Annotated in this window: 12 protein-coding genes; 7 read left to right on the top strand and 5 right to left on the bottom strand. The window is 66.3% G+C overall.

Annotated elements, in window-relative coordinates; genetic code table 11:
• Window positions 1-353: 353 nt before the first annotated feature.
• Window positions 354-641, bottom strand: coding sequence for a hypothetical protein (locus AB0B85_RS23030; protein ID WP_357410500.1), 288 nt, complete (start codon window positions 639-641; stop codon window positions 354-356).
• 302 nt (window positions 642-943) lie between these two features.
• Between AB0B85_RS23030 and AB0B85_RS23025 the strand changes: the two genes are divergently transcribed.
• A complete protein-coding gene (locus AB0B85_RS23025) occupies window positions 944-1,534 on the top strand; it encodes a BTAD domain-containing putative transcriptional regulator (RefSeq protein WP_357410498.1) in 591 nt (196 codons plus the stop codon).
• Between the two features lie 275 nt (window positions 1,535-1,809).
• Here AB0B85_RS23025 and AB0B85_RS23020 read toward each other — a convergent pair whose 3' ends face one another.
• The 4 genes from AB0B85_RS23020 to AB0B85_RS23005 all read right to left on the bottom strand — a co-directional run bounded on the left by AB0B85_RS23020 (window position 1,810) and on the right by AB0B85_RS23005 (window position 9,780).
• Window positions 1,810-5,007: a type I restriction endonuclease subunit R gene (locus AB0B85_RS23020; RefSeq protein WP_357410496.1), complete on the bottom strand. Its 3,198-nt coding sequence runs from the start codon at window positions 5,005-5,007 to the stop codon at window positions 1,810-1,812.
• Between the two features lie 48 nt (window positions 5,008-5,055).
• On the bottom strand, window positions 5,056-6,264 hold the full coding sequence (locus AB0B85_RS23015; RefSeq protein WP_357410494.1) for a restriction endonuclease subunit S: 1,209 nt from the start codon (window positions 6,262-6,264) through the stop codon (window positions 5,056-5,058).
• Window positions 6,257-7,828, bottom strand: coding sequence for a class I SAM-dependent DNA methyltransferase (locus AB0B85_RS23010; RefSeq protein ID WP_357410492.1), 1,572 nt, complete (start codon window positions 7,826-7,828; stop codon window positions 6,257-6,259). The genes AB0B85_RS23015 and AB0B85_RS23010 overlap by 8 nt, the downstream gene beginning before the upstream one ends.
• Window positions 7,829-7,893: 65 nt before the next feature.
• Complete coding sequence (locus tag AB0B85_RS23005; RefSeq protein ID WP_357410490.1) at window positions 7,894-9,780, bottom strand: SAM-dependent DNA methyltransferase; 1,887 nt, start codon at window positions 9,778-9,780, stop codon at window positions 7,894-7,896.
• Window positions 9,781-10,079: 299 nt separating this feature from the next.
• Here AB0B85_RS23005 and AB0B85_RS23000 point away from each other — a divergent pair, with 299 nt between their 5' ends.
• The 6 genes from AB0B85_RS23000 to AB0B85_RS22975 all read left to right on the top strand — a co-directional run bounded on the left by AB0B85_RS23000 (window position 10,080) and on the right by AB0B85_RS22975 (window position 20,626).
• Window positions 10,080-12,488 (top strand): AAA family ATPase, encoded by a 2,409-nt coding sequence (locus AB0B85_RS23000; protein ID WP_357410488.1) that lies wholly within the window; start codon window positions 10,080-10,082, stop codon window positions 12,486-12,488.
• Window positions 12,485-12,859, top strand: coding sequence for a hypothetical protein (locus tag AB0B85_RS22995; RefSeq protein WP_357410486.1), 375 nt, complete (start codon window positions 12,485-12,487; stop codon window positions 12,857-12,859). The genes AB0B85_RS23000 and AB0B85_RS22995 overlap by 4 nt, the downstream gene beginning before the upstream one ends.
• Entirely contained in the window at window positions 12,853-13,347 is a 495-nt protein-coding gene (locus AB0B85_RS22990; RefSeq protein ID WP_357410483.1) for a hypothetical protein, read from the top strand. Before AB0B85_RS22995 ends, AB0B85_RS22990 begins: the two co-directional genes overlap by 7 nt.
• Before the next feature lie 337 nt (window positions 13,348-13,684).
• On the top strand, window positions 13,685-17,743 hold the full coding sequence (locus AB0B85_RS22985; RefSeq protein ID WP_357410481.1) for an AAA domain-containing protein: 4,059 nt from the start codon (window positions 13,685-13,687) through the stop codon (window positions 17,741-17,743).
• Window positions 17,740-18,576, top strand: a complete 837-nt coding sequence (locus AB0B85_RS22980; RefSeq protein ID WP_357410479.1) for a hypothetical protein — start codon at window positions 17,740-17,742, stop codon at window positions 18,574-18,576. Before AB0B85_RS22985 ends, AB0B85_RS22980 begins: the two co-directional genes overlap by 4 nt.
• A gap of 205 nt (window positions 18,577-18,781) precedes the next feature.
• Window positions 18,782-20,626, top strand: coding sequence for a hypothetical protein (locus AB0B85_RS22975; RefSeq protein ID WP_357410477.1), 1,845 nt, complete (start codon window positions 18,782-18,784; stop codon window positions 20,624-20,626).
• The last annotated feature ends 123 nt before the right edge of the window (window positions 20,627-20,749 follow it).

The raw sequence follows: 20,749 nt of genomic DNA, 5'->3' as shown, positions 1-20,749 counted from the left end.
CGCCGACGCCACCGACTCCATGCCAACGTCTCCCCAGGACCGATGGACCGCGATCTCTGGAGCCGACCTTACCCAACTGCGCCACCTGCAGTCAGCCCTGTGTAGCGCAGGGTGCTGATCAAATGCCGAGCCGATGATTTCGGGTCGACTGCAGCGCGTCGAACTCCGGCTAGGCCTATCGGAAGTCTACGACTAGTGCCCGACAGGACCGCCGCCGTCGACTCCACGTCGGTGCGCCCTTGGACACCGACGAAGACCAGCACGGCCCCCTCCGGCCAGCCCGTCCTCGCCGCCCTGCACACCCTCGCCCCCGCCCACCGGCAGGCGGGGCATCACCAACGCGCGTACCACGCCTACCGGCACCTCGCCGACCAACTCACCGTCACCGCCGGCGGGACGCCCACCCCACCCTCGCCACGCAGGCCACCCTCGCCCTCGTCCTGCGCGACCTTGGCCACTGCGGCGCCGCCCGACACCTCCTCGCCGACACCATCACCACGCACCGCCGCGCCCACCCCCACCCCGCCACCGCCCGCATGCTTCAACACCTGCACGAACTGCGGCGGCACTGCGCAGACCGCGGACACAACCACCCCGACATCGAGTTCGATGCCGCGAAAAACCAGCGGCAACACAGTCACGCGGAGGACTGAGAACTTTCGACACCGCAGACGGTCACCTGTCCAGCCGTCGAGTAGGCGGTACGCATTCGACCGGACCGACAGGTCGACGGCGTCTGTACCGTTGCGTCAATGAGCAACGAGTCCTCACAAGCGGATTCGAGGGCGGTCACTGGCACCCAGCCATGAACGACTCGCGACCAGGGAACCCTCCCGCCATCACTTCCGAGGGCGGTCACAACGCTGAACCGCCGAGCGTCCACGTCCCCGCCCACCCCTCGGGCCGGCAGGCCGATGCCGGAGCGAACCGGATCCGGGTCCAGGTGCTCGGCACACCTACCATCCTCGGCGTCCCCAACGGGCAGTACATCCGCCCACAGGCGATGGAGTTCCTCGCCTACCTAATCGTGCGCGGAGGATCGGCCTACCAGCACGACATCCTCGGCGACCTCATCCCCGAGCCACCGCACCGCCTGGCCACGCAGCGGCTGCACACGTACACCTACAACCTGCGCCGGATCTTCCGCTCCATCAGCGGGGACAACGTCTACCTGCGGCTACGCCGACACCACTACACCCTCAATATCGACGCCTTCGACGTCGACCTGTGGACCATGCGTGACGCCATTGCCGCAGCCCAACACGCCAGCAGCCCGGCAGCTAGCACTGCCGCCCTACGCCGAGCAATCTCCGTCTACCGCGGGCCCCTCGCCGCCAACACCGGATACCTATGGCTCGTCCGGCATCGGCAAGCCGTATCTCGGGAGTTCCTGACCGCGGCCGTCAACCTCGCCGAGGCACTCGCCGACAGCCGCACCGAAGCCAACGCCGTCCTCGACATCGCCGCCCACCACCACCCGGACGACGAAATCCTGGCCGCCGCCGCTGCCACCATCCGCCTTCGGCTGGGTTGACTGCCGCCCTCACCACCGCCGCTGCCACGAACGACCTGAAGGTCTCTGCACTAACCAAAACGGCTTCTGTCAGATTCTACGAACGCCTCAACTTTGTGATCTTGCAAGATTCATCCGAAAGGTTGACGCTTGAAGCCGGACAAAACATCTTATGCCCGACACCATCTTGTCACCATACGCACCGTCGCCAGATGCCGATCGGAGCGCCATTCACTCGGCATCACCGAGATGGGTAGCCCCAACCATTCGACTGGGAGGTTGAGCGCCCGTTCCTGTCACCGTTGCGAGGCCGCACCTCTCGGAGCCCACTCGTTCGCGAACGTCTCCATCTGGCGAATGACCAGGTCGACGGCCGCACGCTCGTGATCGGGCGGATAGTCGTAGCGAGCCAGCAGGCGGCGGATATGGCTGCGGAGCTTGGCACGCACCGGTTCACGGGAGAACCAGTCCACCGTGATCGAGGTCTGAATCGACTTGACCAACTCTCGGGCGATCTCCGCCAGGGTGCCGACACCCATGAGCTCGGTGGCAGCGCCGTTCTGCGCCACGGCGTCGTAGAAGGCCAGCTCAGCGTGGTTGAGCGGAGGGTCAAACTGCTGGCCGCGCCGGGCGTCCGCGGATACCTGCTTGGCCAGCTCAACGAGCTCAACAATCAGCTGCGCGCTGGTCAGCTGCTGGCGCATGTAGCGGTTCATCAGATCTTCGAGCTGGGCGGAGAAGCGCTCCTGCCGAACCACGTTGTGCTTGGTGACCTCACGCATCTTCCGCTCGATCAGCCGGCGCAGCGCCGCAGCAGCCAAGTGCGGGGTCTCCGAGTCCTGCAGGCGCTGCAACGCCACCCCGTTGAGCTCGGTGATGTCGAGCCTGCCGAGGCCCGCCTCCTCGTAGATATCGGTGATGTCGGCGGCGTCGACCACTTCGGCGGCGAGCTGGGACAGGTAGCGTTCTACCTCGGCCGTGTTGGGCAGACCCTTGGCCTCTCGGTCAGCGGCCTCCTCCTTGACGATCCAGACCCGCACGTCGCGGAAGTAGTGGATGTCGCGGCGCAGGCGCTGGATGTCACCGGCACGGTCAACGAAGTCGCGGCTGGTGGCGCAGAGGGTGTAGAACCGCTCCAGTCGGCCCGCCGAGTCGCGGAAGCGCTGGTGCAGCGGCTTCGTGCCGGGCTCGACGACATTGCCGGGATTCTGCGGGTCACGCAGGAAGTTGGCGGCCTGCCGCACCGCCCGCAGCCAGCGGGTCGGGTTTTTCTCGTCGTCGAGCATCGCCCGCCATTTCACCGAAGCCAACATGGCCTCGATAACGGAGATCTCGTTGTGAACCTCGCTGATCGCCCGGTCGATCTCCCTACCGAGGGTCTGGTCCTCTTGGTCGCTGGATGTGTACTCGGTGAGCGCCTTCCGCAAGTTCTCAGTTAGCGGAGCGTAGCCAACCAGCAGCCCGTCCTGCTTCTCTCTAAAACGACGGTTAACCCGGGCTAGCGCCTGCATGAGGTTGGCGCCCTTCATCGGCCGGTCCATGTACATGGTGTGGATCGGCGGCGCGTCGTAGCCGGTGAGCAGCATCGAGTGCACGATGAGCAGCTCCAACTCGTCGTTCGGGTCCTTGGCGCGAGCCTGGACCGTCCGCTGCTGTGACGGACGCAGGTGATGCGGACGCAGTTCCGCCTCGTCGCTCGGCACCCCGTGGAAGACGATCTTCATCTTGCCCTTGTTGACGGCGGAGTCCGCCCAGTCGGGCCGCAGTTCCTTGATGGCGTCAAAGGCGCGGACGCAGATCTCCCGGGTCGCACAGACGAGCATCGCCTTACCCGGCCCGCCGAGCTGCGGCCGCACGAGCTCGCGTCGTTTTTCCCAGTGTTCGACGAGGTCCTTCGCAAGGGTCTCGACGCGGTCGGGGGCACCGTAGATGTTGTTCATGGTGGCCGCGTAGGCCTCGGCCCTGCGCCGTTCCGCGTCGTCCAGACTGGCGGTGAGTGTCGCCACCTGATCGTCGATGCTGTCCGGATCGATGTCCGGTGATAACGACAGCGGGATGATCCGGGGCTCATGGTAGACCCGTACGGTCGCCTCGTCGTCGACGGCGCGCTTGAGGTCGTACAAGTCGATTCTCTCGCCGAAAACGGCTCGAGTGTTCACTTCGGTGGTGGCGATCGGGGTGCCGGTGAAGGCGATGAACGTGGCGTGTGGCAGCGCGTCGCGCAGGTGCCGAGCGTAGCCGTCCAGGCTGTCGTAGTGGCTACGGTGCGCCTCGTCGACGATCACCAGGATGTTGCGCCTGTCGGAGAGCCGCGGATGCGGCCTCCCGGCCTTCCGCTCTTCGCTCGTACGCCCGAACTTCTGCAAGGTCGTGAAGATGATGCCGCCGGAGTTCCTGTTCGACAGTTCGTCTCGCAGTTCGGCGCGCGAGTCGACTTGGATGGGTTTTTGGCCGAGCAGGCCCTGACTGTCCTGGAACGTGTCGTAGAGCTGGTCGTCGAGGTCGGTGCGGTCGGTGAGCACGATGATGGTCGGGTTCTTTAGAGCGGGGTGGCGGGTGGCCAGCGCCGCCGTGCACACCATTTCCTCGGACTTGCCGGAGCCCTGCGTGTGCCAGACGAAGCCCGCCTTTCCGTCGCGCCTCGACGCCCGCACGATGCACTCGACGGCCCGGATAACCGCGAAGTACTGGTGTGCCTTGGCGACCCGCTTGCCTCTCGACGTGAAGTTGACGAACCCGCCGATGAGCTCCAGGAAGCGCCGCTGGTTGAACAGGCCGTAGAGGGCGACGATCAGCGCCTCCGGGCCGTCGTAGTCAGGGCTGGCGTTGTCGACGCGCTCGCCCTCGTCGTCGACGTTCCATGGAGCGAAGTGTTCGTACGGGGTGAACGGGGTGCCGTACTTCGCGGTAATACCGTCGGAGATCAGGCACAGCACGGCATGCCGGAAGGCGAGCGGGAACTCCGCGAGGTAGGTCTGGACCTGAGCGTGTGCGCCGGTGAGGGTGGCGTTCTCGTCGGCAGCGTTCTTCAGCTCAATGATGGCGACTGGCAGACCGTTGAGGTAGAGCACGATGTCAAAGCGACGCCGGAAGTCACCGTCAGCGATGGTGACTTGGTTGATCGCCCGGTAGACGTTGCGGCCGGGATCCTGCAGGTCGGCCAGGCGCACGGTGGGGTTGTGCTCGGCACCGAACGAGTCCGTGTAGACGATCGAGTGGATGCCCTGGACCAGCCGCTTGTGCGCCTCCCGGTTCTCGGCGAATGCCTCCCGGGATGCGGCATTGTTGGCGGCCCGCACTGCATCGGTGACGGCTGCCGGCGGCAGTTCAGGGTTGAGACGTTCGACCGCCACCCTCAGGTCCTCGAAGAGCACCAGATCGGACCAATCCCGCCGCTGCCCCGAGCCCGGTGCGAAGTCCTTACCCACCCCAGGCTCCCAGCCGAGTTCGCCGAGCTGCTCCAGCGCAAGCGCCTCCCAGCTTGCCTCGTTCATCCGCCCGTCCAATCCCATCCGGCCCCTCCCCATAATCCCCTGGCCTGTCTAAATCGCTTGTTCGACAGCCTTCTCGGCGTCCTTGACCGGTAGACGCCCTGACATCAACTCCGGCAACAACGTGTCCCGCAGCGCGATGAGCGTAGAATTCTCCGCCGAAGCCCCTGCGGCTTTCTGATGGAGCGGAATAGCTTTCTCGGCGAAGGCGCCGATCACGTCAGGCGCCGCCAAACGAACGCCCATGGCTTTGAAGTTCCTCCTGCTTAGTTCCAGAAACGTAGATCCGTTGGCCAAGCTGCGCATCTCATCTACGCGATCTCTCATGTCGTGGAACAACCACATTGTGAGTTCCTTGTCAGGCGTGAAAACTACGATGAAGCCTTGGTTTACAGCTGCAGGCATTTGCGGTATCGCGAACGCGCCGATAGTGGCCCGTGATGTCATGAAGATTGAACCCGCCGGGTAAACGTTCGAGGCGCAGTTGTTCAGACCTGCGGCAGTAATCGTTCGGCTCGTGGTAGATAGGTAGGGAGCTCTGAGTGCTGTGACGTCGGACGGTGTGGTCCAGGCAATATCGCCGTTCCAATACGCCGGCACTTTGGTGCTGGGCGTCCCGCCTCCGCCCACTTCGGCAACAGATCCGAATGTCCGCGGGCCGGAGGTGATCCCTGCAACTACGAGCTTGAAGTGTGCATCGGTAAGCGCGAGCGCGCAAGCGGCAATTCGGTCGTTGACTTCAATCTTGTCGTCGAGTGCCACGAGAATGCTAACAACGGCATCCTGCCGACCAAGGGTAGGAATGCTAATCCGCATCCTCTGGAGATCCTGGAGGCTGAGAAAGTCGGCCATGTCAGTCTGACCCTTGACCGCGTTGGCCTGAAGCCAGAACTCGGCACTCTTGAACCAATAGTAGAGAAAGCGTGGCCTTAGTGGACCATTAGCAGCAGGGCGGAAGTAGCAAAGTTGAGGGCTGTACGCGAATGTTGGCCCACGTGAGGGCATCAGAGCAACTCGCCCTACGGTGCCCTTGGTTGTTAAAACAATGTCACCAGGCCTTGAAACTTTCGAATTATCGCCCTCTAAATTTTGATTCGACGGGCAATCCCGAAGCCCGTGTTCGACCCTGCCATCTAGGACATCGGCGACACGTAGGATAGGAAGGTCCTGTCCGTTAACATTTACGGTCCGTGGCCGTCCCGCGCCGATCTCAAGGAGGCGCTCGCTGACCAGTTTGGAGAAAATGGTGCGGTCAGGCATCGAGGCGCTCCAGTTGCTGGCGGATGACGTTTTCCAGGCGGGTGGACTCCTCGAAGTAGGTGTACAACTCCTTAGTAAGGCGGGTGATGCGCTCAGCGAAAGGCTCCGCATCAACGTCTATGTCGGCTTCAGCAGCACCCACGTAGCGGCTGGGGGTCAGCACATGATCATGAGCTGCCACCTCGTTGAGTTTCGCGGAGTAGCAGAAGCCGGCCACGTTCTCGTACGTCTGGCCCTTGGTTCTGGCGGATTCAGTCCCACGCCAGGCGTGGTAAGTGTCCGCGATATTGGCGATGTCCTCGTCGGTGAGGATGCGTTCGGTGCGGTCGACCATGGTGCCGAGGGCGCGGGCGTCGATGAAGAGGATTTCGCCGCGCCGGTCGGTCAGAGCCTTCGCGCCCTGCGGGGTTTTGTCCTTGGTCAAGAACCACAGGCAGGCGGGAATAGCGGTGGTGCGGAACAGGTTTGCCGGGAGAGCGACCATGCAGGCAACGAGGTCGGCTTCGACCATCGCGCGGCGGATCTCACCTTCACCGGACTGCTTGGAGGACATCGAGCCGTTGGCGAGGACAACGCCAGCGCTGCCGCGGTCGCCGAGCTTGGAGAGAATGTACTGGAGCCAGGCGTAGTTGGCGTTGCTCTGCGGCGGCACGCCGTAGCGCCAGCGTGGGTCCGTCGCTCGGCGAGCCCAATCGCTCATGTTGAACGGCGGGTTGGCCATGATGAAGTCGGCCCGCATGTCGTGGTGCTTGTCGTCGCCGAACGTGTCAGCCCAGCGGTCGCCAATGCCCACGGGGTCCATGCCGTGGATGGCGAGGTTCATCTTCGCCAGTCGCCAGGTGCGCTCGTTCTTCTCTTGGCCATAGATGGCGATGTCGTGGGTGTGGTCCCGCCCGGCGTGCTCCTCGACGAACTTCTTGGACTGTACAAACATGCCGCCGGATCCGCAGCACGGGTCGTAGACCCGACCCTCATAGGGCTCCAGCACATCGACGAGGACTCGAACCACGCTAGGCGGCGTATAGAACTCGCCAGCCCGCTTGCCCTCGGCACGGGCAAACTTCTCCAGGAAGTACTCGTACGTCTCACCGAGGACGTCCTTCGCCTCCCGGTTGTCGTGGCCGGTGAAGCGGGCGTCGCTGATTAGATCGAGGAGTTCCTTCAACCGCTTCTGGTCGACGTTGTCCCGGTTGAAGATCTTCGGGAGGACGCCGGTCAACGCAGGGTTCTCTCGCATGATCGCGTCCATGGCGTTGTCGAGCAGCTCGCCGACGCCACCGGGCGCGTTCTCCACCAGGTAGCCCCAGCGGGCGGTTTCCGGAACCCAGAAGACGTTCGCGGCGCTGTACTCGTCACGATCGTCCAGGAACTGGGCGTGGCGGTTCTCGGGAATGTCGGAGAGGCTTTTCTTGATCTGGGTGCGGTGTTCGGCGAACGCGTCCGAGACGTACTTAAGAAAAACCAGGCCGAGGACGAACTCCTTGTACTGTGCGGCGTCCATGGAGCCGCGCAGCTTGTCTGCGGCCTTCCACAGGATGTCCTGGATCTGCTTGGTGCTGGACACGCCGAACAGCTCGGCCTGTCCGTTGGCGCGTTTGCGTGGGGGCACTGTGTGTTCCGATCTCTCGTTCAGGAGTTCGTACCGTACAGAGTCGTGAGGGTGCCGTCGGCGAAGCCGGTCACGATGAGTTCGCGCAACGTGGCCGATAGGTCGGCCTGCCGCTGCAGCAGGTCATCACGTTCCTCCAGACGGCGCAGCACGTCGTCCAGGCGGGCCGCCTCGTCCCGGGCCAGGTCGGGAATCGTGGCGTCCATCAGTCTCGGGCCCCGCACTGCACCAGGGCTGCGTGTCATGTTGCGGGCGGTACCCAGGAGTGCCGCCAGCACTCGGGGGGTGAGCGGGTCGCCAAATGAGATGCGCAGGCCTCTGGCGGGGAACTCGATCACCGAGAAGCCGTCGTTGTCGAGAAGGACCCCGAACCGGGGGACGCTGGTGACCACGATGTCACCAGGTTCGGTGAGGGCGACCTGCGGGTACTGCGCGGCGAGGGTGAGCCGGTCCATCCAGCGCTTGGACGACTGCGCGAGTACCTCCGCCGCGCCGATGACCCGGTGGTGACCTCGCGGTCCGACATGCTCGGGGTTCAGGCGGTGCCCGGTGAGGGGGCGGACCCGGCGAGCCGTTCGGAGCGCCTCGCACGAAAGCTCCTTCGGCCTGATTCCCTCGCGCTGTACCGCTCCGGTGTTCAGGAAGCCGTTCTCCTTCCCGTACCGGACGGCTTCTTGCTCAGCCTCGGTGAGACGCCCCTCGACCTCGCCGACGAGTGCGGGGCGGTCGGCGGCCAGGCGGGCGCGGAGGGTAACTGACGCTGGTCCGGGCGGCCGGAGCGCGGCAGCCCGACGCAGGTCCAGGCTCTCCAGCGGGACGATTCGGCCGTTCCGAGGGTCGTGGCCGTCGCTGCGGTGCCCCTCTGCGCGCCAGAGGAGGACGTCCTCGGCTGCGGACTCGACAGTGGTGTGGTCAAGCGAGTGACCGCTGAGGTCGGCGAGCAGCACGCGACCCTTGGTGGTGGGGAGGGGGTCTCGGGTCAGCAGCCACAGAGCGGCGCGATGACCTGGCCTGGCCGGGTAGACGCCGCCCGGCAGTTGCACAACTGCCTCGACGATGCCGCTGCTCAGCAGCGCAGACCGGCGCAACGCCGCTGGCGCGTCCCGTAGTTGGTCAACGAGGCTGCTGGCAGGGCCGACGACGATGGCCGTGCGGCTCGGACCGAGCAGATCAGCGATCGCTTCGACCCGGTCGAGGTCGGCGAGGGCGTCTCGGCTCTCCGCCGGCTGGTAGGGGAGCCGAGTGACGATGAGGTCCGGTTCGGCGAACTCCTCGTCCAGCTCATCGGCGCGCACGTCGAACTGGAACTCAGGCAACTCGGCGAGGAGTAACTGTCGGCGCACCAGGCGGGCGAGTTCCTCGTCGGCGACGACCGCGTTGAATCGCAGATTGTCGCGGTCCTGGTCGGTTACCAGCGCTGTCAGGAGGTCGCCTGCGCCCGCGTTGCCGTCGGCGATGGTGACGGCGCGATGGGCGCGCAGCCGGGTCGGCACGTCGGCCACCCGACGGATTAGGGCCACCGTCTCCGGGGTGAGTGCATCCGCTGTCAGCTCGGGCCAGCCGAGGCGGTTGGCGGAGCTGAGCAGGAACTGGCAGCTGTGCCAGGGGTCGAAGGCTCCCTCGATCAGTTGCTCGACCAGTTGGGCGAGCCCGGCCGGTTCCGGGGCGTCGGCCAGCTCGTGCAGCAGAAACTCGTCATCGGGATCGAGGCGTCGAGCCAGCGGCAGAGGATCGGCGGGCAGTGCCTCGCTGGAGAGGTGGCGGAGGCAGAGCGCAGCGCCGAGGACGACGATCGTGCGTCGGCCGCCGTGCCGCCGGGCGTACGCCGCCAGCGTGTGCATGGACCGCTCGGCGCGCAGGCTGTCCGGGTCGGCGTTGCCGAGCCCGGTCCGGAGTAGCCAAGCCACGACCGCTTCGGCGGGAAACAAGGGCTGTCCATGGTTGCCCGAAACGGCAGCGGGAAAGTCGGGGTGCCGCCGGCGCCAAGTCGTGACCGCAGGCCTTTTGACGCGCGCGAGCTGCGCGATTTCGCGCTGCGTCATCAGCTCCGCCTCCATGGCTCACCTCCTCGCTCTGGCGGTCACGGTACGAGTCCTGGAGCGTCAAAGAAGAACGTGGATCTGTTATCCCGGGATAACAGTGTGTAGGGCAGTGTAGGCGACCAATTTGCGGTTCCCTCGATGCGCCAACGACATCAGGGGGTCCGATGAACGACACGCTCACGCTCTACCAGGAGCTAACCGACCGCTTTCGGCGGTCCCAGGTGCCCGGCTCGGTCAGCGACCTGGTTCTTGCCGCCTTCCAAGGCGAGCAGGTTCTCGATGACGTACTGCGAGGTGAGGCCCTTCCGCCGTCGCTCGAGCCGAGTGAGGCGGGGGGTGCAACGCCGCAGGCATTCCTGGAAGAGGTCCGGGTTGCCGGCTTCCGCGGGATCGGTCAGCAGGTCACGGTCGGGCGGCTGCCCAAGACCGGGCTGACCGTGTTAGTGGGCCGCAACGGCTCCGGGAAGTCCAGCATCGCCGAGGCCGTCGAGTACGCGCTGACCGAGGATTCCGTGCGCTGGGCGCAGCGCCCGCCGGCCTTCCGCGAGGGCTGGCGGAACCTGCATCACGACGGTGCATCGGAGATCCGCCTCAGCCTTCGGCTCGACTCGGGCCAGCAGGTGGCGACCCACCGCACCTGGCCGGCCGGGGCCACCGATCTGACCTCCGCGACGGTCACCACGACAACGGGCGGCGCCGCGATGCCGCCCGGTCAGGTGCCGCAGTGGATCGGTCAGGCCGCTAGGTACCGGCCGTTCCTGTCTGCCCGCGACCTCGAACGGGTCATCACCGCCAAGCCGGCCGAACTGTACGACGCGATCGCGCCGATCCTCGGCCTGGGCCCGCTACGCGACACCGATGCCCGGCTGCAGCGGCGGCGCAAGGTCTACGACGACCGGGCCAAGGCGCTCAAGGTGGCCTTCACCGAGCTACGCGAACAGCTCGGCCAGATCGACGATGACCGCGCTCGCGACGCCTTGAGCGCGCTCGGGGCCCGTCCGCTCCGCGCGAACCTTGCCCGGCTGGCCGAACTCGCCTGCGGCGACACCGCCAGGTCGGAGGAGCCTGCAGCGGCAGCCGCCCGGCGGCTCGCCGAGCAGGACTTGCCCGACCTGGGTGCAGCGCTGGTTGCCCTCGCCGAGTCTGCGGCGGCGATGCGTGAGGCGACCGCAACCGACAGCGGCGCCGCGGATCGGAGCGCTCGGCTGCTGCGGGCCGCGCTCGACGTGCACCACGACCGCGGGAACGGCCCTTGCCCGGTGTGTCGCGTCGGGACCCTGGACCAGGACTGGCGTACGCAGGCCGAGGAGGAACTCGCCACGACGGCCGCATTCGCCGCGGTGGCACGCGCGGCCCAGCAGTCTCACGCGCACGCCCGCCGTGCGGTCGACGAGCTGCTCGGTGACATCCACCGGCTGCTGGAGCCGGCCGCCGCCGCGCTGGCGCCCCACATCCCTGGGGAGAGCGCGGCGATGCGCGACGTTCTCGTCGGGCTCGGCCCCGATCGGGCCGCTTGGGACAGTGTCGTCGCGGCGTACACCACCCTCGTGAAGGCGGCGGCCGGCTGGCTCGCCCAGCGTCACGACGCCTGGCGCGAGCCCGGCGCTGCGATCCGCCGGTGGGTCGACGCTGCGGCCGTGGTCCGCGCCGAGGCGCCGGCCCTGGCTCTGCTCACCAAGGCTCGTGCGGCTCTCGACACCGCCGAGAAGGCGATCCGGGCCGACCGGCTGAGCAACTTCGTCGCCCAGTCGGACCGGGTGTGGCAGAAGCTGCGGCAGGAAAGCAACGTCGAGCTGCACCGGCTGCAGATGGAAGGAGTGAACAACACCCGCCGGGTCCTGTTCCCCGTGGCCGCCGACGGCGTCGAGACCAACGCGCTCGCGGTGATGAGCCAGGGTGAGCTACACGCCCTCGGCCTCGCGGTCTTCCTGCCCCGCGCCTGCGCCGAGACCAGCCCGTACCGGTTCGTGATCATCGACGACCCGGTGCAGAGCATGGACCCCACCAAGATCGACGGCTTGGCCGAGGTGTTGCGAGAGGTCGCCCTGACCCGGCAGGTCATCGTGTTCACGCACGACGACCGGCTGCCGGAAGCGATCCGCCGCCTCGACATCGAGGCCGACGTCCGGGAGGTCACTCGCCGCGAGGGCTCGATCGTCGAGGTCCGGAAGGTCTGCGACCCAGCGGACCGCTACCTCGACGATGCCCGCGCCCTGGTCGCCGCAGACATCCCCGACGAGGCGAAGTACCTGATGGTCGCCGGGTTCTGCCGGTCCGCGATCGAGTCGGTGAGCATGGATCGCTACCGGGCCACCGAGCACCGGCGTGGCACGCCCTACCAGGAGATCCTGGAAGGACTCAGCCGAGCGCACACGGTCAAGGACCGGCTCAGCCTCGGGCTCTTCGGCCGCCTCGTACCCCGCCCGGAGCTCTTCGCTCGTCTCGACCGTGACTACGGCACCCAGGCCACCCGGACGGTCAAAGCGGTGGCGGACGCGGTCCACGGCCACCGGAGCATGCCCGCCCGAGCGATGGTCACCAAGACCGCTGCGCTCGTGGGGCGGTTGCGATGACGACGTCCCTGTACCTCGCCGCCGCCGACCGGATGCTCAGCAGCGTCATCCGAGGCACCCGCGGAGCCTGGCCCCGGGCGTGCGCCTGGCTGCTTCGCCACGAACTGGAAGCAGCGATGGACCGGTACTGGGCCCGAGTCTGCCCCGAGATCGGACAGACCCGGGTGCAGCGACCGAAACTGCTGCTGCTCGCCCACTACGCCGGCCCCGACCTCGGGCGCCGGGCCAGCTACCTGTGGTGGGCGCTGTCCCGCGCCGGTCACCACCACCACTACGAACTCGGCGTCACCGCAGCCGAGCTGACCCGGCTCCGCGCCGAACTCCTCGACCTCGTCGCGCTCCTTGACCACTCGGAGGCCCCGACATGCTGAAGCGAGATCAGGCCATGCTGATCCTCGGCGTTGAGGCGCTGGCCATCGTCGGCGTCGTCTACTACCTCCTCACGCTCGATCTCATCAGCCTTGCCTGGTCGGCGTCGATCGCGATCGCCATCCCGGCCTGGCTGCTTGCCGTGAAGGCGCCGACGACGTGCGGCGTGACCACCCAGAACGGCGGCCGGTGCGGACGAAAGGTCAACGGGGTGATCTTCGGCTGCGGCCGGTCGAACCACACCTGGGCCAAATTCTTTGCCCGCTTCGGTTGGCGTCGTCAGCCAGACCCGAGCAATCGTCAAAGCCGGTCTACCGAGGCTACCGAGGTCACCGAAGTGGTGACCGTGAAGATCGCCGAGGACTGGAAGAGCACCGTGACATTCTGGCTCGCCCTCACCGCGACGACGTGCGCCCTGGTCAGTGCCACCGTCGATGCCACCAACTTTTTTCACGAGCCGCCGAAGCCGCCGGCCGCCGTCTCCCGCTGACCCTGACTTCCCCCATCGATGCGTCGAAGATCAAGTCCCGGCGAGGATCGCGCGCTACGGCCTCTTTCGGGCCACGCAACACCTGTTCGAATTGGGCTTCAGCTGCGTCAAGCCGCGCGGCGCTGCAACATTTCGGCCTGCTCGATGAGCCGACAAGGCACGGCGGTGCTCCGGGCGCGGAGGTGAAGGTTGCTGAGAGAGGTCGTTCCGATGACGTCGGGTGTCGGAAATCGGATGCATAGATGAACGTGTTATGCGCCCTATCCTGGAGGGCTTTGCCTCGGGCCGACGGCCCGGCGGATCAGCATTGGCGTACGTCGACTGACTTGGAGACGAGATGCTGTTGACCCAACCGGATGTACTCCACCTCGTTCAACAGGCCGCTGGCCGGTGGGCAGACCAACTGATCGACTTCGGCCCGCGCAACACGCTGCTCTACTTCAAGGAGCGACAGACCACCACCCTCGATCTCGCTGACGCGGCTCCCGGCGTGGTCACTGACCTGCTCCGAGGACAGAAGGTTCGCCTACGGACGCTGTTCCCGGACCAGGACCGGCACAACACCGCCTGCAACACTGCCCGCAGCCTCCGCCGGAAGCTGGTCGAGCTGGAGGAGGAGCAGGGCATCCAGGCCGGTTGGGTGACCAGCGGCCTGCTCTGCATGGTCGGTCCGTACACCCGCGGGTCCGTGCCGATGCAACCGCTGCGGGCACCGCTGATCCTGCAGCAGCTTGCGCTGGACAGCAGGACGGCGACCGAGAATGACTTCACGCTGGAGCTGTCAGAGTCACCTGAGATCAATCCCGTCCTCCTGTACGCGCTGGAGCGGCAGTACGGCGTGGAGGCGGACATCAGCGCCCTGGGCGAGAAGCTGAGCGCGATGTTGTCCGAGATCGCTGAACCGGACCAGCAGTTGAGCGCCGCCTACCAGCTGATCGCCGAGGCAGTCGCTCCCAGCGGCCTGTCTCTCCGGCTCGAGCCCGCGGTGGTTGCCGGTGTCTTCAGCTTCGACAAGCTCCCCATGGTCGAGGACCTGCGTAACTCGGCCGAGCTGCTCGCATCACATCCGGTGATCGGCGCGATAGCGGGCGACCGCGACGCTCGGCAACAGCTGCGCACTGAACAAGCTCAGGGGTCCAGCTCCAGCGCCGATCGGATCGATCCGGCCAAGGAGTTCCTGGTCCACGACGCGGACTCCTCTCAGCAATCGGCGATCGACGCGGTGCTGTCCGGTCGGCATGTGGTCATCGAGGGTCCACCCGGCACGGGCAAGAGTCAGACGATCGCGAACATCATCGCGTACATGGCCGCGATGGGCCGCAGCGTGCTGTTCGTCTCCGAGAAGCGGGCCGCGATCGAAGCGGTGATGAACCGCCTTGGCGACGTCGGGCTCGACAATCTGGTGTTCGACCTGCACGACCGCAAGATCAGCAAGCGGCAGGTCGCCCAGCGCATCGCCAACGTCCTCACCCAAGCCGGTGCCGAACCACCCGTCGACACCGACGAGTTGCATCGCCGCCTGCACAGCCGCCGGGCCGCGGCGAAACGGCACCCGGCCGAGCTGCACGAGGTTCGGCAACCCTGGGGGATGAGCGCTTTTCAGGTCATTGAGCAGCTCCTCGCGCTTCCGACTCTCGATGTCACCGGCTACAACTTGCGCGCATCCGAGCTGCGGAACCTCGACCGATCGAGGCTCGAGTCCGCGAGGGAGGACCTTCGGACGTTCGTGAGCCGTGGCGGCCTGAGGATTTGGCGCGGGGAGTCGCCGTGGGCGAAGGCTGCCATCCGCACCCCAGACGATGTCGGCAAGGTGCTGGTGCATCTCGACGAACTCGCGGCCGGTGCCCTGCAGGGCACACAGCGCCAGATCCGGGACTTGGTCGACCGGGCGGGGCTGGACGTACCGGACGACCTCGCTGCTTGGAGGGACCTGTTCGACCTGCTCAGCGAGGTCGACCGCACCATCGCCAGGTACGGCGAGCAGGTCTTCGGCCCGGATCTGGACGACTTCCTTTACGCGACAGCGCCAGGGCGATCCCGGCCGCGCCGGCCGGAGCCGCTCGGGATCTTCCGCCGGTTTCAACTGCGCCGCGAGCTGCGGCGGACTTGTCCGGCCGCTCCCCGGAAGCGATCCGAGATGTATCAGGGCCTGGTCGCTGCGGCTGACCAGCGTGAGCGGTGGCGGAAGCTCAGCCGTCAGGACAGCGCACCCACTGCTCTGGCGGGCGCCGACCTGTGCATGTCGTCCTTCACCCAGGTGCGTAACCACCTCGCTGCGGTGGCGGCATGTGCCCGGATCGACGGCCTTGAGCGTGGACCGACCACCACCGCAGTCAGCACCCTCACCGAGTTGAATGCCGACCGCGAGACGTTGTTCCTGATGCCCGACCTGAACAAACAGCAGCAGCTGTTCCGCTCGTTGGGGCTGAGCCACATGCTCGATGACCTGGCCACCCGGCAGGTCTCGAGCGATGAGGCAGCCGACACCCTGCTGCGGTCCTGGTTGCAGGTGGTCCTCGACGAGATGCGCATGCGGGTCCCGTACCTCGGTCAGTTCGTCGGGCAGCAGCATGCCGCAGTGGTCCAGGACTTCCGTGTCGCGGACAGCCGGCACATTGAGATGGCCGCCCGGCACGTGCGCCGCAACGTCGCAGTGAACCTCCGGAAGGCCCGAGACGCCTATCCCGACCAGAACGGCCTCGTCCGGCGGGAGGCGGCCAAGAAGAGCCGGCACCTTCCTCTTCGGAAGCTGCTCAGCAGCGCACCGGAGGTGCTCCTCGCCGCCTTCCCGTGCTGGGCCATGTCACCACTGGTGGTCAGCCGCATCCTGCCGGCCGAGCGGTCGTTCGACGTGGTGATCTTTGACGAGGCGAGCCAGATCGAGCCGCACGACGCGGTCGCCTCGATCATGCGTGGAACTCAACTCGTCGTGGCCGGCGACCCGAAGCAGCTCCCACCCACGCCGTTCTTCCGGCGCCTCGTTCAGCAGAGCCCGGCTGGCGAAGACGATGATTTCGGCGACGAGAGTCTCGAGGACTACGAGTCCATTCTTGACGTCCTCGGTGGCCTCATCTCGGACCGGTTCCGCTTGACCTGGCACTACCGCAGCCGAGACGAGCGTCTGATCGCATTCTCGAACGTCGAGATCTACAACCGTTCCCTCGTCACGTTCCCTGGCGTCCAGGTCGGCAGTCCGCTGCGCTTGGAGACGGTGGACGGCCGTGTCTCCCCTGGGCAGGGCGGTTCATCAACCGAGGAGGTCAACAGAGCGGTCGAGCTGATCCTCGAGCACGCCGAGCAGCGACCAGACGAGAGCCTCGGCGTCATCACCATGGGGCAGAAGCACGCCCTGCGGATTGAAGCGGCCCTGCGCAGCCGACGCCGCGAGCACGAGCACCTCGACGACTTCTTCTCGCAGGACCAGGCCGCGAGCCAGCGGTTCTTCATCAAGAGCCTGGAAAACGTCCAGGGCGACGAGCGGGACGCCATCATCCTGAGCATCGGCTACGCCAAGACTCGAGACGGCCGACTTCCGCTGCGCTTCGGACCGCTCAACCAGGAGGGCGGTGAGCGGCGCCTCAACGTCGCGGTCACTCGAGCGCGGAGTCGGATGACCGTGGTGAGCGCCTTCTCCCATCACGATATGGACCCGAACCAGACCGCGGCAACACGGAACCGCGGACCCGAACTGCTCCGCCGTTACCTGGAGTTCGTTGACCTAGGCGGCGACCTCGGCGCGCGACAGCACACCGGGGTCGAGCTCAACGGCCTCGAACGCAGCGTCCTCAAGGCTCTCCAGCAGCAGGGCATCAACGCCGTGCCGCAGTGGGGTGTCTCCGGCTACCGCATCGACCTGGCCCTCGCCCACCCAGACCAGCCCGGCCGCATGGTCCTCGCTGTGGAGACCGACGGTCACTCGTACCACCAGGCACACAGCGCCCGGGACCGGGACCGGCTGCGCCAGCAACACCTCGAGCGCCTCGGGTGGGAGTTCCATCGCATCTGGTCGACCGACTGGTACGTGGATCCGGCAGGCCAGACAGCCCGACTCATCGCCCGCTGGAAGCAGGCGGTCGACCGCGCCAACCACGCCGCGAGGAGCCACCCCGTACCGCCGGCACGCCGGCCCGATCAGCCACCGGCGCCGCCGGCGACCCGCCGCGGCCCACGCCCCGACGTGCCGATCGGTCTGCGGATCACCGACTACACGCGGGAACAGCTGGTACGGATCTGCACCTGGCTGGTGAGTGACCAGCTTCAGCGTGATCGGGATGAGCGCCTCCAGGAGGCCATGAGCGAACTTGGCTTCCGCAAGCGCGGCTCAACCATCCTCCAGCGCCTGACCGAAGCACTCGACATCGCGCAGCAGCGCGCCGACCGGGAGGTATCCCGATGATTGCCCTCGACCCGCTCACTCTGGAACGCGTCGCCCGCCTGATCTGCGACGTCGATGGTCCCTACGAGCGGACCGGTACGCAGATCGAGCGGTTCCTTCACCGAGTCCGGTGGCCTGGCGATCCGCAGTACGACGGCTCTCCGCGCATCCCCTGGCTGACAGAAGTACTCAATTCCCATGCCGATGACGCCGCCGCCCTCGACCGGCTGCTCTGTCGCATCGGCGATCCGCTGGAGTACGACGGCGGCGTCGAGGCCGCCGAACCGATCGCGCAAGAGCTGAACCGCCTTCTGGCTCCCGAGCAGCTCACCATCACCTACGTCGGCGGGCGCCCTGTGCTCGGTCAGATCAGCCAGAGCAGCGACGTTCCCCTGTACGGGCCGCCGCCGGACCTCCACGAGCGGGTGCGGCGACTATCCCCCAACAGCAAGGCGACCGACATCCTCATGGCCCGCGCCGACGAAGCGTCGATCTGCCAGAACAACGGGGCCTACGCGCTGGCGATCATCGGCATCGGCAGCTTCGTCGAAGGGCTGCTGCACGTCGTGGTGACTGATCGCGACGAGACGGTGCGAAGGAACGGCCTGGTCGGCCGGGGTGGCCGACGGGTTCCGGCTGAACGAGCGGGCCTTCACCTGCTTCTCGAGTACGCGCATCGACAGGAATGGGTCCAGACCGACGCGAAGGACTTCATGGAGAAAGTCCGGGACTACCGGAACTTTGTCCACCCCCGCCACCAGGTCGAGTACGGACTCGTGCCCGACCTGGACACGGTGCGGATGTGCTGGGCGCCTGTACACGCGCTTCTCAACGACCTGGAATCCGCACCATGATCAAAAGCTCATCTCGGTGACCAGCAAGCAAGCGGATTGACCTCTCCTTGTCCAGATGCCGACCTCGACACCGCCGCTGCTACTCCAGTTTCCGAACCAAGACCAGGTGCTGGAGTGGCAGGCGGAGGTCAGCGGGGCCGCATCGAGCGAGTGCGGCGACGTTTACGGCGGAGCCCTCTCGCCTCTAACCCCTTAGGACGGCACAATGCTCGGTTTCAGGTCTGTGTTCACGACCCACCGCGAACGTAACCATCTGCAGCCACTGGTTCGGGAACAACTCGACCGGTGGATCGCGGGCCCCAAGTGCTGGGATCCGTCTGCGCTTCAGGAGAATCGGTGGGCGACCATCGGCGACAACGTCAGGGCCCTCCTACTGCACCACGAGGGGCAGGATGGATCGACGTCAACGCGCGTACGGATCGTCGAAACGAAGCCGGACGGGCAGTGGATCATCCAACTGACCGTACACTCGCCCAACGCGAGAGAGCGGGCGGCGTGGGCCTGGATCGACATCGAATCACCCGACCCCGACAGTGAGGACCCACGCGGCCGCCCCCGCCTCGCAGGCACACCCCGCTTTCTCGCGCCCATGCTCGAAATCGTCGATGCCTGGGACGGTGCCGCACGCCTCACGACCAGACCAATCGTCATCCGCGGCGACGAAGTCGACGAGGTCCACCGAGCGCTCATGGACACCGAGCGACGAGGTGTTGTCTTCGTCGCCGGCAACGACGACTCGCTGCCGTCAGTCCCATGGACGAACCGGATCGCCAACCTGACCCGGTTCACCATCGGGATGGCCTCGTGCTACGTGCTGGACGGGGAGGCCACACAGTTGTTCAACGACCGGCTCGGCCAGGCCCACGCCGTAGTGCCCGGCCGGCTTCGGACCTTTCGCTCTCAGGTTCAACCGGACTCCGTCGTCGATGGGCTACGGCACCGGGTCCTGAGCGCCGAACGGATCACCGACGACAGCGAACAGCCCCGCCTCGCGCGGGTCCTCGCCTCCAACGCCCAACTTCAGGCTCTCGAACAGCCGCTACCCGCATCTGTGGCGCGGGTACACCGGATGCTGGAACGCATCGCCGACGACATGTTGGTGCACCGGCTTGGCGACGTCGGTTCGAAGCGGCCATCGCTCGTTCCGTCGCAGCCCCGGGCGGCGGCCGTCGAGACGCGAGAGAGTGATCGCCGGCAAGACGACGTCAGCGCGCAGCAGGGCATGTTGCTGGACTACCTGACGATCAAGGTAGGGATCGATGACCTGACTGTCGACCGGATCGACGAGATCGTGCGTCTGATCGAGGTCGGTCGGTCATCGCAGGAGGCGCAGAACGACATCGCATCCCGACTCGCGCAACTCCAAGCCGAACTCGATGAGACACAGAAGGCGTATCACGACGTCAAATGGCAGCTGGATGATGAGCAGATCGAGAACCGGGACGCGGTCGACCGCCTGACCCGGTCTGCGGAGACTGAACGGACGCTACGCCAACGGCTCGCCTCTATGGGGCAAGCAGAGGTGGCCTGGACGGCACAGCCATCGGAAGCGGACGTCTCCCGGCCGGACAGCTTCGGCGAGTTGCTCCGTTGGCTGCCAAGGCTCCAGCACGTCGTGTTCACGGGCGATCCTGACCACGCTGAGGAACTCGACAGCAACGACCCCCTGGGCGCCTGGGCGTCGAAGACCTGGGACGCGTTGTTGGTGCTCCACGACTATGCAGCGGCGAAGGCGGACGGACGCTGGGATCGGGACGTGCACGGCTTTCTTGAACACACCCCTGATGGCTGCCACGAATGGCCAACGCGACGGCACGCCCGCGATGAGAGCGAGGAGGTGCGGACGAACCCGACGTTCCGGAGGAGGCGTGTTCTGCCTGTGCCAACCTCCGTCGTTCCGGCTGGACAGACCTTCATGGGAGCGCACTTCAAGATCGCTCAGTTCGCCATGATCAGCCCTCGGATGCACTACTACGACAACACAGCGCAGAGCGGCCGGATCTATGTCGGCTACATCGGCCGGCACTTACCGACCGGACAGACGAACTGACGGGACCTGAAGGATGGCTACTGCGACGCGACACACTCGGCTGTGAGCATCCACGGCTGGCTTCGTGCGCACGGTCGGCTGGTGGCGCGGTAGATCCGCACCCCGCCGTTGGCATCGGGTCGG

This window comes from Micromonospora sp. NPDC049044 (assembly GCF_040649215.1).
Classification (GTDB): Bacteria; Actinomycetota; Actinomycetes; order Mycobacteriales; family Micromonosporaceae; genus Micromonospora.
The sequence above is the reverse complement of the archived record's forward strand: the minus strand, read 5'-3'. Positions and strand labels throughout refer to the sequence as shown.

What these genes read in the sequence shown, in the direction of transcription:
- AB0B85_RS23020 (WP_357410496.1), bottom strand. Translation starts at nt 5,007, where the DNA reads ATGAACGAGGCAAGCTGGGAGGCGCTTGCGCTGGAGCAGCTCGGCGAA.
- AB0B85_RS23015 (WP_357410494.1), bottom strand. Translation starts at nt 6,264, where the DNA reads ATGCCTGACCGCACCATTTTCTCCAAACTGGTCAGCGAGCGCCTCCTT.
- AB0B85_RS23000 (WP_357410488.1), top strand. Translation starts at nt 10,080, where the DNA reads ATGAACGACACGCTCACGCTCTACCAGGAGCTAACCGACCGCTTTCGG.
- AB0B85_RS22995 (WP_357410486.1), top strand. Translation starts at nt 12,485, where the DNA reads ATGACGACGTCCCTGTACCTCGCCGCCGCCGACCGGATGCTCAGCAGC.
- AB0B85_RS22990 (WP_357410483.1), top strand. Translation starts at nt 12,853, where the DNA reads ATGCTGAAGCGAGATCAGGCCATGCTGATCCTCGGCGTTGAGGCGCTG.
- AB0B85_RS22985 (WP_357410481.1), top strand. Translation starts at nt 13,685, where the DNA reads ATGCTGTTGACCCAACCGGATGTACTCCACCTCGTTCAACAGGCCGCT.
- AB0B85_RS22980 (WP_357410479.1), top strand. Translation starts at nt 17,740, where the DNA reads ATGATTGCCCTCGACCCGCTCACTCTGGAACGCGTCGCCCGCCTGATC.
- AB0B85_RS22975 (WP_357410477.1), top strand. Translation starts at nt 18,782, where the DNA reads ATGCTCGGTTTCAGGTCTGTGTTCACGACCCACCGCGAACGTAACCAT.